This window comes from Gelidibacter maritimus, from assembly GCF_014062315.1.
GTDB classification, from domain to species: domain Bacteria; phylum Bacteroidota; class Bacteroidia; order Flavobacteriales; family Flavobacteriaceae; genus Gelidibacter; species Gelidibacter maritimus.
Genome location: NZ_JACGLT010000028.1, coordinates 1 through 16,058, shown reverse-complemented (window position 1 = coordinate 16,058; position 16,058 = coordinate 1). Strand labels below are relative to the sequence as shown.

Sequence of the window (16,058 nt, the reverse complement as noted above, 5' to 3'; positions counted from 1 at the left end):
ACGAGTTGATCTGTTTTTACGGTATGATATTTAATACTTGGCTTTTTTGGCAAGAAACTATAGGCTATCAGTCCTGTGATGATATTTACCAAAAAGTTTCCGAAGCTTCTGTGCCTCGAGTGCTCTATTTGACAGATGTTCTTTAGTTCGTCGTTGACCGTTTCAATGACCGATCGTTTTCTCAGCAATATTTTGTCCGACATTGTCATCAGCGAGTTCTTCATGTTGTTCCTGATGGATGTGATCAGCTGTACGCCATCGATGAACAGCATTTCCATCAAGCTCTTTCCAATGTAGCCCTTGTCGGCGAATAGCTTTCCATAGATCTTGTCCAGAAAACGTTCATTTTTGAGCGGCTCCCTGTCGTCCACGTTCGCCTGGGTTATGGTAAAGTTCAGTATTTCACCCCTGTCGTTTATGATGATGTGCAGCTTGAAGCCGTGGAACCAGCCCATGGTGGAACGCCCCGTAGTGGCGATGCCCTTGAAGACCCTATGGTTGGGGATGCGCTTGTTCCTGCACACCCTTACCGGGGTCGAGTCGATAAAGGAGATGCCCGAGCATTCGCCCAAGCAACAGGTCTTTAGGAACAGGGTCATGGCCATAAGGTTCTGTTGCATAAGCTCAGTGAACCTATTGTAGGAGACCGTGTCGGGAAAATCATCTTTCATATGGGTCTTCACGTAAAAAAGATAAAAGTGCTTGAAACACCTAAAACCGCTCAACTGAAAAATAACCGCTATCGTTATTATTTCGCTCTGGGACATAACGGGAGGGCGTTTGGGCTTGTTGCCGATTAGGGATCTATCGATCACTTCGGAATATTCCTTGCAAAATTCATCGACGATACAAAAAATTTCAGTAACTTTAGAGTAGATTAACATGGATAGATTTTTAGATTAATAAATTGAGATTCAACACTTTAATTTACTAAAAATCTATCTTTTTTTATACAAAAAAATCAAATATTATCAATCGAACTCAGGTTATTACATTCTGGCTCAATAACTTAACACAACCTTGATCTCTGTTTAATTTGAGGTAATCAAAACAAACCTAGATTTACTTCAAAAAAAATGGAATTATTTATCATGATTTTTGGAGCATTGTTCTCAGTAATGAACCCACTGGGAACGGTGCCAGTATTTGTTAGTTTAACAATAGAAAACACTAAGTTGGAGCAAAATAAAATAGCGCTGTGGACCTCACTAAATGTTTTAATAATATTAGTCATCTCGTTCTTTTTCGGGAAATTTATATTATCGTTTTTCGGGATTTCATTAAACGCTTTAAAAATTGCAGGTGGATTAATAATTGCCTCATCGGGTTTCGCTTTATTGACAGGAGAATTTAGTAAGCATAAAGGAATGAAAAAAGACAAGGTGCAAAAGGATATTAATAGCCGTTCAGAAATCTCTTTAACGCCTTTGGCTATTCCGATGATTGCTGGTCCAGGAACAATATCCTTATTGATAACTTATAATCAAGAATATAGTGGGACGAACAATATTTTAATCATTCTTGGAGCGATTTTAGTGTCAACATTTTTTATATATCTTATATTAAAAAGCTCATTTTATATTGTTAAAGCACTTGGGGCTTCAGGTATAAATGCATTATCAAGAATCATTGGATTCATTGTCATAGCAATAGGCGTAGAGTTTATCTCTTCTTCCTTGATAAGTATATTCAATATAGGCTAACATTAAACTTTATGAGAGTTGGCATGTTTCATTATGAACTTCTTCAAGGAAAAACAGTCTTTTGAAAACAGCTTACCAACAGTTATCGGGAATAAAAGTCGGCACAGGCCCGTCATGGTTTTTATATCGCTTCAATTTGAGTTAATAACTGTCCTGTTTTAAAGAAATCCTACCTATATTTTATCTTTAAAGAGTGGGGAATTAGAGAATGACCTTGATCAAACTAGGTCTTTTTTCTATTTAATACAGAATGTTTAGACTCTATAAAGTAGCGAAGTCTATTTTTATTACTTATTCGTTGTCAGATCTTTTGACGGATTCATTGAATTTAATTCTGATGCTATTCAAGGCTTGTCTCAATGCTTGAAGATATGGTCTCAGAGACCAGTGGTAATATCATTGTAAGATTAGCTAAGGGCAGCCGCTTGAAACGAATGTGCCTTTAGAGCACTTAGCGATAAAGCCAATTGTGTTTCGGGGCGTTATGATACACTCCCGTAATAGCCTTGTCATGCACATCTATAGTTAATATGGAAGAAATTATTCCAATGATAAAAAAATGCTGTACTCAAGAGATACAGCATTCACAACTTTTGGAAATTAACTATCAATAGATGCAAATGAAGCATTATGCACCAGAATTTTAACCTTGGGTCGGGTTAGATTCTTCCTTTTTTTGATCGTCCATTTTGATTCCTCTTTCCTTTCGAACCTTGTTTTTGGAATCTGCTTTTCCAAAGTTATAACTAAAAGTCAATCCAAAAGAGCGGAACGGAAGTTTCATCTTGTTTGTTTGGGTATAATCAGGAGTAAATACTTCTGATTCAAAATATTTGTTTTCCCAGAAAGGGTCAGTAATATTAAGACCTATGCTGGCGGTTTTATTCCACAGTTCTTTTTTCAAACCAATGGTCCACATGCTCATAGATGGCGAAGTTCCTTGGAAAGTACGTCGCGACGAATTCAGCATCAAAAACGTTTCTGCAATAAAAGTATTACTTATTTTGTAGCTCCCATTTATAAACGCACGGTACATTAAGTGTATTTTGTCGGTCTCGGTACTGATCCCTTCATTAAAGGAATTGCCTTTTGCTTCATAGGTAAACAAACTAATGTTGCTTCTTAAAGTTAGATTTTTGATCGGGGAAAAAGACACGAAAAAGTTGGTTCCAAAGGATTCATTGGTGCCAATATTGTCAAAAGTCGTCAAAGAAATCTGCTGTCCCGGCGTAGTCAGGCTATCAATCTGGCTCAAGCTCTCGATAACGTCATTGGTCTTGCGGTAAAATACGGTCGCATTGATGATAGTACCTTTCTTAAAAGTAGAGTATCCCAATTCAAGATTGTGTGAAAGTTCGGGTTTTAGCTCTGGATTTCCTTGGCGTTGCACTATTGGATCGGCTGTGTTTCTAAACGGATTCAGATAAAAAAGGCTCGGTCTTTGGATGCGTTGATTGTAGCTCAGTTTTAAATTTGACATTTCGCCAAGTTTTCTCGATATAATAGCAGTGGGCAACACATTGGTATAATCATTTTTAAAGGCTTGGAAATCGCCTACGGCATCCCCGTTCAAAATGGTATGTTCCATCCGCACACCTGTTTTTACTTCGTATTTTTCGGCAAACTCAAACCCATACGATGCATATCCAGCCACCACATCCTGATTGTAATTAAATTCATACGAACGCGCGTCCACAACTTCATGATTTCCATTCACACCTTCCTTGATCAAAGAGGTACTTCTGATATCCCTGAAAATCGTTTTGGCGCCCACTTCCAAAGTAGTTTTGCCAATGGGCTGTACATAATCTGCTTGAAATGCGAGTTCGTCATTATGGCTTTTGTTCTTTCCCATTTCGTCCAAACGCACGCCTTGCTCATAAAGCGTTGTATAATCGGTATCGCTGTTGCTTCTGGAAAACTGACCGGCAATGGACAATTCCTGTTTTGGGTCTTCAAATTTTCTGGTATAATCTGCCGACCAATCAAAACCATCGGAAACTGTTTTTTGATCACGGTTAGACAGCAAGGTTGTGATGTTATTATTTGAGAAGAATTGTGAACTGGTATTTCCATCCATTCCCATTTCAAATCCGTTGGCAGAAAAAGTAGTGGTCAACAAGTCTTTCTCGGTCAAATCATAATCCAATCCTATCGATCCGCGAAGTCCGGAACGGGTGGTTTCGTTTTCACTATATTGTCTTGCGATAGGATCATCCGCGATGGTAAACTGCTCAAATTCATTGGTGGTAATTTGTGGCCACATATAATTACCTCCCAAATTGGCGATAATGCCAAGCTTTCCTGATCTGGCATTAAGACTCGCATTCCCGTTGTTGTGCCTTGTTCCGACACCTCCAGAAATGGATCCGTTTATCCCGCCAATATCCTTCTTTTTGGTAATGATGTTAATGATGCCCGAGGTGCCTTCAGCATCGTATTTTGCCGAAGGACTGGTAATGACCTCCACACTTTTTATCTGATCCGCAGGAATGGTTCTCAAAGCGTCGCCCACATTGCTACCCATCGCCGCTGATGATTTTCCATTGATCAGGATTTTCACATTTTGATCGCCTCGCATCGATACATTGCCATCAATGTCCACAGAAAGCATGGGAACTTTACGCAAAACATCAGTGGCGTCGCCGCCCGAAGAGGTAACGTCCCGTTCGGCGTTAAATACCATTCGGTCAATTTTGTTTTCTATAATTGGGCGTTCGCCTTGTATAACCACTTCATCGAGAGCATTTTCATTGACTTCGATTAGTATGGTTCCAAGATTGTTTGCTCCCGGTTTTAAAGTGTAGTCGGTAAAGGTTTTGGTTTTATATCCCAAAAAGCTTATCGAGATATTGTATTTTCCGGGCGATAGATTATCCAAATAAAAATTCCCATTTTCGTCCGCAATGGTGCCGTTTAACTTGCTTGCATCAGTAATCGGATGTAAGGAAATGGTCGCGTAATAAATAGCTTCTTTAGTAGCGGCGTCAATTACTTTTCCGCTAAGACGTGCCTTGGGCGATTGTGCCAAAGCGCTGTAAGAAAGCGAAGTAACAAAGAACAATGTGATAACTTGTTTTAATTTCATGGAGTCAATAGTTTTATATAGTGTTTTTTTATTTTAAATGTCATTAAGAACTCATGTTGTTTCCTCACGCAGATTGCGTAGGTGTTTGCTGATTATTTTTCTATCAGAAAAGATCCCATTTTTAGAGTTCATTTTTCTATTCCAGTTGTGCGATAATATAATGGTTAGCGGCATTGAATTTACCATTTTTGGTTTTTTGAACTTATGTATGTTAAAGGAAAAACGCCATCATGCAAACCATCAAAGCCGTAACCGCAGTATAGAACAGCCCAACAATGGTCACATAGCCAAGTTTACGGTGTGTAATCGAAAATTTACCGGGCAAAGTCTTTCGTTTTTTCCATTTTGTATTCGACACAAAAATTGTTATTCCCCAGATGATATACGTTAAAACCGCACCGACAATGTGAGCGATTAAAATCCACTTAAAAAAACTGGTGTCCGTATAGTCACTGTTGGCCACCAAACTTCCCGATCCGCCAGAAACCCTGATTTGTATTTCCAGAATAACAACCCCCAGAACACAAATCCAGAAAAGTGTTTTTTGAATTTTGATATGGCCTTTGTAATCTTTCTTTTTGATCAGTGAAACAGCATAAAGAGCAGCAAAAGGTGCAAGAATAGAAAGGATTAACATCCCAAGGATAATGATAAAAGTGAAGTTCATAAGTTTTATTATTAAGAGTTCATAAGTTAATAGTTAGAATTCAAATATCAATCCCAGTGATGGCAGCGGATGGCCGGTTTTATTGGTTATAAGTACTGGAATTGCATTGCTACCGTCCATATTTACTGGTTGACCATCGGTGGTGGCAAACGCGGTATTGTCGGCATTGCGTTTAAAGGTGTAATTAGGGTTGGTTTCGTTTTTCTGAATCAGCAAATTCTGCACGTCCAGATAGATTCCCAAAGAGGTCTTGTTAAAGTTGAATTTTTTATCCACTCTGAAATCCAATTGATTGTAGTTGGATAATCGATTTTGATTTAGCAAAGCGGCATCTGGAATTCCTTGGCCCAGCAACATATAGTTTTGTTGGGAAGCGGTCATATCAAAAGGGGTATATGGATTTCCACCGGCAAAACGATATTTCACACCTAAATCCCAATTGTTTTTCAACTTATATCCAGCGGTTGCAGAAAACAAATGGCGGTTGTCCCAGGAGGAAGGTTTCAGTTCGCCGTCCAAACCAGAAAATTTACTGACTACATACGAATAACTTAAAACGTAAAACAGTCTATCGGTCATCTTTTTCTGCATAAATAATTCAACGCCATAGGCATCTCCCTTTCCTTGGGTCAACAAACGCTCACTGCCCACGGATCCGAATTCCGTACCTTGATTGGCCATTGAAATTCCTGAAGATTCCGAGATGGGATAATCGTTATACCGCTTGTAATAGCCCTCCACTGTGAATCGCAAGGATCTTTCAGTTATAAATTCAGTTCCCAAAACGTAATGAGTGGACTGGGTATAATCCATATCGTTGTTGATGAAATTGCCTGCTTCATCCTTAAAGCCCAAAGCTGTATAAATAGGGGTTTTAAAATAGGTTCCTGCCGAAGCATTTAGGTTCCAGCGGTCGGTCAATCGGTAGGATGCCGATAGGCGCGGCGAAAGGGTTTTTATTGGATTGTTTCCTTCTTTGGTAAAACTGTTCATATCGGTTCGCACTCCTCCCGAAAGCAGTAATTGATCGTCAAAAAAGCGTTTGGAAGCTTGGGCGAAAGCACCGTATTTCCAGAAGTTGATACGGCTGTCAAATTCGATGGTTCTGGTGGGAGCAATAACAGCTCCACTTTCATCAGTAATTTCATTGGTTATACGACTAAATACATCGCCTGAATAACCCACATATTGAACATCCAAGCCTGTTGAAAATCGCCATCCGTTGATGAATTTATTGTAATCTAACCGAAACTTATTTTCTATCTCGTCGGAGTTAAGTTGTAATGTCCTGTTGGCTTCGATCTTATTTTCGTCTTCAAATTTGTCCAACTTGGTATTGAACATATTTCGGCTTAACGTAAAATTCATAAACCCATTGTCGATTTTCCTATTGAGCGTAAACCCCATCGTATAAGTCCATTGATTGACATAGGGCGTAGAGCGCAAAATATATATGTTTTTTGGGCTGGATTCCTTAGTTTCCGCAAAGCTAAAATTGTCGATCGCGCCAAGTCCAATAGCGGTCAAAGTGGTTTTGTCGTTGAATTTATGTTGCACTTTATATTGAAAATCGTAAAAATCCGGACGAATGGGTAAATCGACGATTTTAAACAACAACCCGAGATACGATTTCCGAACGGAGCTTAAAAATGTGGTCTTGGATGACAGCGGTCCTTCCAAAGTCAACGCGGTTTCAGTCATGCTGGCCCGGATATTTCCCGATAAGCGATCGGGGTTTCCGTTGCGTTGGTTGATTACAAAAGTAGAAGAAAGCGCATCGTTATAGCGCGAATCAAAAGCAGAGGTTGTCAACTTAAGATCATCAATAAAAGAGACGTTCAAAATTCCTTGTGCGCCGCCCGAACTTCCTTGGGTTTGAAAGTGGTTGAGCACGGGAATTTCTATACCGTCCAAATAATATACGTTCTCATTGGGTGCACCTCCTCTAATAATGATGTCGTTTCGCTCTCCAACGCCATTGCTAAGCCCTACGCCTGGTAAGGTTTGAACAACCTTGGAAACATCAAAATTTCCTCCTGGACTGGCTTTGATTTCCTGAGTAGTCAAGCGCTGTACCGACATTGGAGTAATCATATCCGTTGCAACGGCAGTAGCGCTTCGATTGTTTGTTATTATTACTTCATCTAAAACTGCCGCATCTGGATGCAGTTCATAACGTACTATCTGGTCGTTTCCAGAACTGATCACAACATTATATTGCGTATAAGTGCGATAGCCCATACTAGAAACCGTAATGGAATATGTGCCAACGGGCAAATTTAATTTGAACTTCCCATCAAAATCTGTTATCGTTCCAAGGGAGGTTCCTTCCGCAATAATATTGGCGCCGATTAACATTTCTTGAGTTGCTGGATCCTCAACAGTACCGATAATATTTCCGGTTTTCTGGGCAACTGCATTCAGGGAAAGAAAGAATACCAAGCCAAGTGTCAAGAGCACATTAAAATTATTTGTCATAAAATAAGTTGCTAATTTCTATGAGCAAAAGTATTTTTTTAAAGCTTGGATCGAAAAGATACTATATGGAAGTCCTTCTTTTGCGGATGAACGTTGTTTATTGGTAGATGAAATTGTTATGGGCTTTATCGATAAAAACCGCTATTTCACGCGAAATGGAAGTAGGTTTGTCGAAAAACCTTGTGTTATTTCAATTTTAGCAAGAACTTAGCCACTTATGGAAATAAAACAGAGAAAACACGTGCTGTTAATACCATTAGTGGGGATAGCGCTACTGGCTATCTTGTTATTTTTATTGATTCCGCTTTCTTATGGCACAGCTTTGCCCTTCGTTTATTGGGTTCATCAATTTTTGCTTTTTGCTTTTCTCCTTGGTCTTACCTTTATCAATATAAAATGGTTGGCGCCTGCCTATCTCTTTCAACGAAAATTTTTTCGGTATTACCTGATTTTATTTGTATGCTGTATTTTAATTATCGTTGTGTTGCGGCAAGCAGAAAGTTGGCTAGAAATTGCGGAAGCTTTTGCTGAAATGGCTGGCAATAAAGTTACCAAACAACATCACGGAAATCGTGGGGTTTTTGTGTCGTTTTATATTTTTCTGGTCGAAATATTGGTGCTGGGCGTAAACATTGCCAACATCTTGGTGAAAAAATGGGAGGAAGAAAAAAGTATTCGGTTAAGTGCAGAAAAAGACAAAGTGGAAATGGAACTGTCTTTCTTAAAATCGCAGATCAATCCACATTTCTTTTTCAACAGTCTGAATACAGTCAATGCGTTGACCTATACCGATATAGAAGAATCCAGAAGTGCATTAAAGAAATTGGGGATAATTATGCGTTATGTGTTGTACACCACTGCCGATGAAAGAACCACACTGGCCGAGGAGGTCAAGTTTATAAAAAACTACCTTGACTTGATGAAAATGCGTTCTCCCCGATGTGTCAACGTTGATTTTTCTACGAATATCAATTCCCCTGAAAAAAAGATTGCACCAATGCTGTTTCTGCCGTTTATTGAAAACTCTTTTAAACACGGTGTAAGTACCCAAACCGAGAGCCCAATATCTATAACGATTGTCCAAGAAGATTCTCAGCTGATTTTTCAATCGAAAAATAGACTTTTTGACAACAAGGTTTTAGATGTTTTCAGTCAAAATGAACACCCAGGAATAGGCATAAAAAACACACGGCGTCGGCTGGAGCTCCTTTATGCCAACAGATATGAATTATCCATTCGTCAGGAAAAGGGCTTTGAAGTATGGCTTAAAATTGATTTAGATGAAAATTAAATGTATTACCCTTGACGATGAACCGCTGGCGTTAAAAATGATTAGTGCTTTTGTAAAGCAAACGCCATTTTTAGAGCTTGTAGCCAATTTTGACAATGCTATAGATGCTCTTAATTATTTTCAAACGCGCAAGGTTGACTTGCTATTTCTGGACATTCAAATGGCGGATCTTACGGGAATGGAACTGGCGCGGATACTTTCGGAAGAAAACAGTAAGAATAAGCCATTTATCATTTTCACGACTGCCTATAGTGAATTCGCCCTTGAGGGATATCGCGTAAATGCTGTTGACTATTTACTCAAACCCTATGATTATAAAGATTTTTTGACAGCAGCGACCAAAGTGAGACATCGGTTGGAGGTGCAATCGGATTGGGAGGAGAATCTGCCTACCGAAAATCCGTCTTTTATTTTTGTAAAAGTAGATGCCCAGATTATAAGGGTAGAGATTGCTGACATTCTTTATATTGAAGGGTATAAAGATTATGTAAAAATTCATCTATCGACAGGTGCTTCTCCTCTATTGTCTTTGATGAGTTTGAAAATGCTGGAAGAAAAACTGAGTGTCAGCGGGTTTTTGAGAATTCACCGGTCTTATATCATTTCTTTTGCCCGGGTAGATGCTCTTTTAAAAAACAGCGTTCGCATTGGCAAAAAGAACATTCCCATAGGTTCAACCTATAAAAAGGTCTATGATCAATTTGTAGATTATTGGGTAAAGTGAAATAGAGGTTGAGTGAAATAATCCAAGCCAACTGATACCGTTTTCCTTCAGGTGTTGCAAAAGAAACAGTTCTGAATATATTATAGCTGTGGCGAATTGGTTTGTCGTGATTCATAATAACTGGCTAGCGGGTTTTGAATTCCTGACGAAACAGAAAATCAGGTTATTTGATATGGACTGCTACACCTATAAAGTTTTAAGAAAAAATGTAGTTAGACAGATGGATTTTATTGCTTTAATAGAGGTGGAAATTGCTTTGACTAAAAATAAATTTAACAGTAGATTTTTGTCTTTCGGTCTCTACAGCTAACTAAGTCTTTAGCTTTTGAAACCCACTCAGCCCATTGCCGCTCCATTGCGCGAAAAGCTCCATTACAGGCAAAGCGCTTCATTAAAAAAGTCTTGGACCCAACTCCAAAGCTTCCGATTTCCATTCCACTTGTTCGCTTCCCGAAAGTGGGAAGAACGCAAACTCCATTCCAATCTCCAACTTTGAAGTCACGTCCGCTTAAACTCGGCTAAACAAGATAGATCCGTTTTTATAACATGGGAAGCCCATTCCTCTACATTTCGTGAAATACTCCATTCCGAGAAAAGAGCTTCCCTACAAAAGTCTTGGACACCATCCCCAATTTCTACTTTCCATTTCACTAACCCGGTCCGCTGCGCTGGAACGGGACGTTTCATTCCCAATCCGAAATCGTGAATAGCGTCCGCCAAATCGGAATTCCATTTAATGATTTGGTACCGCTTCCTATGTCTTTATACTTCACATAAGCCTTTAGACCTACAGCCGCACCCTCACTGCCCAACCTTTTTTTGATAGCAAAATACCAACATTTGGAACTTGACCGGACTGCATAAACCAGGCTCGTCCCTCGCTCTTTTTTATAAGTCCTCAACAATTCCAAATATTGAAAATGTATCGGCAACAAAAAAAGGTAACAGCGAGGGCGCTATGGGAAGTAAATCTAAAATGAATCTTATGAAATCTTACAAAAACATACAAAAGGAAGCGGCACCAAAAAAAACAAAAAAGGAAAGCGCTCAAGATATAATAAGTAAATCACTTCAAAAAAATATAAAAACTTACTGTCTGAATGTTTACCCGAAAATTGACATTGGCGGGGTTCAGATAGCATTTTAATTAATCTTTAATTCTTTTATTATGAGCACTTTAAAAAATCACGTACAGTTAATCGGAAACGTTGGACAAGATCCAACCATTACAAACCTTGAAAACGGTAAGAAAGTAGTCCGTTTCTCACTTGCTACAAACGAGTATTACAAGGATGCCAAAGGCGAAAAGCAAACAGAAACCAATTGGCATACGGTTGTGGCTTGGGGCAAGACTGCCGAAATTATCGAAAAATATGTAGATAAGGGCAAGGAGATAGGTGTTACCGGGAAACTACGAACCCGAACCTATACCACTGAGGATGGCAGTCAGCGCTATGTAACGGAAGTTGAGGCAAGGGAAATTCTTTTGCTCGGAACTAAAAACGAGCAATAAGCTTTAAAATTTAAGAGGGCGTATTATACGAAAGATGCGCCCTCTTATTCATTATTCACGACATAAATTAGAAAATCATGAAGACACAAGTTAAAGAAATCAAAGAAGGATTGCAACGCTTTCACGGAACTGAAATGTTTTACCAGATCCCATTATTAAGAACACGATTTACGGACGGACTAAAATATCTCGCTGAGGTGACGGATTGTTTTTGGCTCATTACGGATACTTCTGTAATTGCAAAAAGCTTGAAAAACCGTAGTGAATTTATCACTATAGATTTTAAAAGACTGCCCATGGAAAAACAGGAAGTCATAGGTTATGAAGCTGTAATAATCTATACGGATGGCAATGATAATATTTTGGAAAAACAGGGCTATCGTGCCACAGATTTTCCATTGGATGAACTGCGGTTGTATTTTGTGAATGATACGCTCATGTTGCCAAGCGAATACTAAAATCCAAGATATGTTATATCTCAATTTTACAGACCTGAGCGAAGAGGCTCAAAACCGACTTTTGGAACTTTCTAAAAAAGATGTGGAACGATAATTTGGTGACAGTATTCGCAAATACGTAGGAGAAAATTATATCAGTTTTGAAACGATGATAGAGGAAGAAGCATTACGAAATTTATATTCCCTTAAGTTCATATTCAACATCTAATTTTCTAAACTTAACAATCAAGCACCTCTAAATTTTGGAGGTGTTTTTTCTTTTCAAGTAATTCCAGTTCAATAAAAAAACGTATCTTTATTTCGCTGAAATTCAGCACACATAATTTATATGGTTATCCCATTTTTGACTTTCGCTGATAGCTGTATCCATCTATATTTTACATATAGGAATTTCCGAATTCCTAAAAGGGCAATTGGCTTTTTAGCCAGATTGTATGAAATTTTGTCACGCTTTGGCGTGACGAAAAGGAATAGCAAGAGGGTAACGGGCAAAGCCGCGTTACATATTCCTTTTAGCGTATAAGTCATTGATTTTCAATTACTTGAAAGTTAATGGTTTGTGTTAATTTCTTCGATTTGCGTCAAATGCCTCCAAACAGCCGGTAAACAGGGATGGATTTACGTCAAACACACAAAAAAGCGAAAGAAAATGGATTCATTCATGACTATCAGGTTCAAAAGGAAAACCGCCAAACGTTTTCAAGAATTTTCAAAGACACACTTCAAGACCCATACGGAAACGATGGAAGCTATTCTTGATTTTTTCTTCTATAACGAGATATCACCAAAAGAAAAATTAGGTCCGACAGGACGAACCATAGAAGCCAAATTATTAAAAAGAATCAATGCGGTCATCGCAATAATGAGGGATGTTGAGAAAACACAAACTAAACCCACGGTGGCAATGTTGGAATCACTTTTTCAGATTGATGAACAGAAAAGGAAACCATTGATTTTGGAAAAAAAAGTTATGGAAGAAAAAGGAAACGTTCGGTCTGTTGCATCGACGGCAGACAAACAAGAAAAGGAAAATGACAAAAACGAAGTTTAAAATTTTATACTATGTACATCACAATCTCAGCTCAAAAAATGGGCGGCAATTATTCAAAAAGTTCGGCTGATTTTGTCTGCTATCTGGAGAAGGAAAATCAGAGTTTGGAACAGGAGGACCTGCCTGCCGGACAGGCAGGTATGGAACATTTTTTTAACCAGTATGGTGATGAGATTTCAGCAGAGGAAGTGGTCAGAGAAATTGATGGCAATACCGCAAAACTTGAAAAGCACGAACCAAGGTTTTATGCTATTACCGTAAGTCCGTCAAAATACGAACTGAAACAGTTGCAGAACCATAGTGAGGATTTGCGAAAGTACACCCGTGAGATTATGAAGGATTATGTGACTTCATTTAATCGTGAAATCAATGGACGACCCATTACCATAGATGATATAAAATACTATGCAAAAATTGAACATCAACGAACGTTCAAAGGAACGGATTTTCAGATAAGGGAAAACCAACCCTATGCCACTAAAATACTTCAGCTTAAAACTGAAATCCGAAATGTGCAAGAGGGACGAGCAGAAGGAAATGTGAGAAAATTGGAAAAAGAAATTGGGAAACTAGAAAGAGAAGCGCCGCATCAACAGAATGGAAAACGAATCGTACAGGGAATGCCAAAAGAAGGAAACCAAAGCCATATCCATATTATTGTGAGCCGTAAGGATGCTTCCAATAAATTCAGTTTGTCCCCAGGAAGTAAATACAAAGCTTCCGATGTTGAATTAAATGGTAAAACGGTAAAACGAGGATTTGACAGAGATGGATTTTTTACGAAAGCGGAAAAGACTTTTGACAAGACTTTTAGCTATCAAAGAAACTTTGCCGAAACCTATAAGGCAAGAAAGGATTTCATCAAGAATCCGAAAATCTATTTTGCTTCACTAATGAAACTGCCCACCAACGAAAAAGTATTGGCGTTCAAAATAATGAGAAAAAGTGGCATCCCAATGATGCCGAGTATTCCTGTCACACAGGCACAATTGGCGATGAAAATTTTTAATAGGCTGCGACGTGGTGCGGAAGTGGCCATTAAATCGAGTTCCATCGGAATCTAATTTAAAACTATGCAAATGGACAATCTCGTAAGAGTACTTTTTATTATTGGTTTGGCCAGCGGTGGTTTCTATGGAATATTTCGGGTTAGCAGATATGCCTTTGTGGTCAATTTCATATTGATTAGCGCTCTTGTGTATTATTTAAATGCACAATTATCATTGGTGCAAATAGCACTTTATTTGGTTTGTCCTTTGATGTTGATTAATATAGGAATGTATGTTTTCTTGCATAAAACGGACACTCCTAAAAATGGAAATGCTAAATATCAGGTCAATTTTGTAACTACCAAAGGAGATTTCAAATTGGACAATATCAAACGTGGCGCGTCCATCATCGGTTCTGCGGGAAGTGGAAAGACTGAGAGTGTTGTGTATGGATTCCTAAAACATTTCCAAAAAGAAGGTTTTTGCGGCATCATTCACGACTACAAAGATTTTGAATTGACTGAAATGGCATATCCACTTTTCAAGGATGGCGATATCCCGTTTAATGTCATTTCCTTTGATAATATCATTCATAGGGTAAATCCTATTGCGCCACGGTATTTAGAGAACGAGGAGAGTGTCAATGAGGTGTCCAGGGTCTTGGTCGAGAATCTTTTGGAACATCGGGAATCGGGTGCGACTGGAACGACCAAGTTCTTTAACGACGCAGCGGAAGGCTTGATTGGTGGCCTGATCTGGAAACTGAAAACAACCTATCCTGAATTTTGTACGCTTCCGCACGTGATTGCTGTTTACCAATATCTGGACACGGACAGCTTGATCAGGTTTTTGGAAACCAATACTACATCAAGAGCAATGGCCGATGCCTTTATCAGCGGAAAGGACTCGGAACGGCAGACGGCAGGCGTAAAAAGCACCTTGGCCAACGCGTTGAAGCGCATCAGTACCCAGCGCATCTTCATGGCCTTATCAGCGGATGAGGTGCCGCTCAATATCAATAGTCCAGATAATCCTTCTGTGGTTTCGATCGTGAACAATCCGAAATTTGAAACGTCGTATTCACCGGTCATTGCTATGATCATCCATACCATTACCAAACAAATGAGTGTTCGAAACAAAGAACCTTCATTTTTATTGATGGAGGAGGCACCGACCATTCGCTTGTTGAATATGCACCGCATTCCCGCAACACTTCGTAGCTATAATGTTTCTACCATCTATGTGATGCAGGACAAGATCCAAAACGATATGATGTATGGAGATAAGGCGAGCAAGGCGATATTGAGCAACCTGTCCTACCAATTTTTTGGAAAGGTTAACGACCCAGATACGGCTAAATATTATGAACGTTTCTTTGAGTTCATTAAAGACCCTACCAAAAGTGTGAGCCGCGGTTACAGTCTTGATTTTGATACACGCGTCACTACTGGTGAAAAGGAGATCCCTAAAATTAGGGCTGATGTTTTCTTTAGATTGAAACAAGGTGAGTTTATTACGTATGCAGATGGTAAGGATAAAAGGGTTCAATTTAAATTGCGGCCAATGGAGCGACAATTGCCGCAACCAACAATTGGGTTTTCTGATGGGGATTTGGCAGCTAATTTTGAACGGATTTATGAGGAAGCCAGGTCAATTTTTGAATAGCATGATCACAGTTACAGCTTGAGATGTCTTGTTCGTAACCCTGTACGTTGTTGGGCAATCGTTTTTGTTTTATATCCAAGAATGGTTAAAACAGTGATCTTTTACTAAGATCAAGTAGTCTCAAATTTAATTTTTCGAATTAAATCCTTGAAATATTTTGGGCTCCAGATATTTAAAACATCGTCATTTGGGATAAACTTAATGACGTCCTCTTTAATCCTGTTGAATGAAACAGAGTCTATTTTGGTGTCCAATAGCGCGATGATCTGTTCTTTGGAAATGGTATCGTCTGGCCAGTCATTGGTGTCTTTCGCTCTCGTTAAGAAATGATTCACATCCAAAGGAATTCCCTTTTTGATATACCATTCTAAATCATACCAATCCCTTCCTTTAACTCTATTTAGCCACTTTCTAAATAGAAGGGCATGCAG

At 38.9% G+C, this 16,058-nt stretch carries 15 protein-coding genes; 9 read left to right on the top strand and 6 right to left on the bottom strand.

Annotated features, from left to right (window positions below; translation table 11 throughout):
* The coding region (locus H3Z82_RS19000; RefSeq protein WP_182207065.1) for an IS982 family transposase at positions 1–884 on the bottom strand (884 nt) is incomplete at its 3' end.
* Positions 885–1,076: 192 nt separating this feature from the next.
* Between H3Z82_RS19000 and H3Z82_RS18995 the strand changes: the two genes are divergently transcribed.
* Positions 1,077–1,703 carry a MarC family protein gene (locus H3Z82_RS18995; protein ID WP_182207064.1) on the top strand — a complete coding sequence of 209 codons (627 nt, stop codon included), beginning with the start codon at positions 1,077–1,079 and terminating at the stop codon, positions 1,701–1,703.
* Between the two features lie 643 nt (positions 1,704–2,346).
* Here the strand turns inward: H3Z82_RS18995 and H3Z82_RS18990 are convergent.
* From H3Z82_RS18990 to H3Z82_RS18980, 3 genes are all read right to left on the bottom strand, one after another.
* Entirely contained in the window at positions 2,347–4,791 is a 2,445-nt protein-coding gene (locus H3Z82_RS18990; RefSeq protein ID WP_182207063.1) for an outer membrane beta-barrel family protein, read from the bottom strand.
* A gap of 211 nt (positions 4,792–5,002) precedes the next feature.
* A complete protein-coding gene (locus H3Z82_RS18985) occupies positions 5,003–5,428 on the bottom strand; it encodes a DUF420 domain-containing protein (RefSeq protein WP_182207062.1) in 426 nt (141 codons plus the stop codon).
* A gap of 63 nt (positions 5,429–5,491) precedes the next feature.
* Positions 5,492–7,936, bottom strand: a complete 2,445-nt coding sequence (locus tag H3Z82_RS18980; protein ID WP_182207061.1) for a TonB-dependent receptor — start codon at positions 7,934–7,936, stop codon at positions 5,492–5,494.
* 217 nt (positions 7,937–8,153) lie between these two features.
* Between H3Z82_RS18980 and H3Z82_RS18975 the strand changes: the two genes are divergently transcribed.
* Together H3Z82_RS18975 and H3Z82_RS18970 are read left to right on the top strand one after the other, a co-directional pair.
* Entirely contained in the window at positions 8,154–9,227 is a 1,074-nt protein-coding gene (locus tag H3Z82_RS18975) for a sensor histidine kinase (protein WP_182207060.1), read from the top strand.
* Positions 9,217–9,951 (top strand): LytR/AlgR family response regulator transcription factor, encoded by a 735-nt coding sequence (locus H3Z82_RS18970; RefSeq protein ID WP_182207059.1) that lies wholly within the window; start codon positions 9,217–9,219, stop codon positions 9,949–9,951. Before H3Z82_RS18975 ends, H3Z82_RS18970 begins: the two co-directional genes overlap by 11 nt.
* A 498-nt stretch (positions 9,952–10,449) precedes the next feature.
* On the opposite strand, the gene H3Z82_RS18965 is transcribed toward H3Z82_RS18970, so the two are convergent.
* Positions 10,450–10,671: a hypothetical protein gene (locus H3Z82_RS18965; protein WP_182207058.1), complete on the bottom strand. Its 222-nt coding sequence runs from the start codon at positions 10,669–10,671 to the stop codon at positions 10,450–10,452.
* A gap of 265 nt (positions 10,672–10,936) precedes the next feature.
* On the opposite strand from H3Z82_RS18965, the gene H3Z82_RS18960 reads away from it, so the two are divergent.
* The 6 genes from H3Z82_RS18960 (at position 10,937) to H3Z82_RS18935 (ending at position 15,627) form a co-directional block, all read left to right on the top strand.
* Positions 10,937–11,098: a hypothetical protein gene (locus tag H3Z82_RS18960; RefSeq protein WP_182207066.1), complete on the top strand. Its 162-nt coding sequence runs from the start codon at positions 10,937–10,939 to the stop codon at positions 11,096–11,098.
* 21 nt (positions 11,099–11,119) lie between these two features.
* Positions 11,120–11,464: a single-stranded DNA-binding protein gene (locus tag H3Z82_RS18955; protein ID WP_182207057.1), complete on the top strand. Its 345-nt coding sequence runs from the start codon at positions 11,120–11,122 to the stop codon at positions 11,462–11,464.
* A gap of 77 nt (positions 11,465–11,541) precedes the next feature.
* Positions 11,542–11,922, top strand: coding sequence for a DUF6876 family protein (locus H3Z82_RS18950; RefSeq protein ID WP_182207056.1), 381 nt, complete (start codon positions 11,542–11,544; stop codon positions 11,920–11,922).
* Positions 11,923–12,571: 649 nt separating this feature from the next.
* Positions 12,572–12,973 carry a BfmA/BtgA family mobilization protein gene (locus tag H3Z82_RS18945; RefSeq protein WP_182207055.1) on the top strand — a complete coding sequence of 134 codons (402 nt, stop codon included), beginning with the start codon at positions 12,572–12,574 and terminating at the stop codon, positions 12,971–12,973.
* 11 nt (positions 12,974–12,984) lie between these two features.
* A complete protein-coding gene (mobB, locus tag H3Z82_RS18940) occupies positions 12,985–14,037 on the top strand; it encodes a MobB family relaxase (protein WP_182207054.1) in 1,053 nt (350 codons plus the stop codon).
* Positions 14,038–14,046: 9 nt separating this feature from the next.
* A complete protein-coding gene (locus tag H3Z82_RS18935; RefSeq protein ID WP_182207053.1) occupies positions 14,047–15,627 on the top strand; it encodes a type IV secretory system conjugative DNA transfer family protein in 1,581 nt (526 codons plus the stop codon).
* Between the two features lie 110 nt (positions 15,628–15,737).
* Here the strand turns inward: H3Z82_RS18935 and H3Z82_RS18930 are convergent.
* The coding region (locus H3Z82_RS18930; protein ID WP_182207052.1) for a nucleotidyl transferase AbiEii/AbiGii toxin family protein at positions 15,738–16,058 on the bottom strand (321 nt) is incomplete at its 5' end.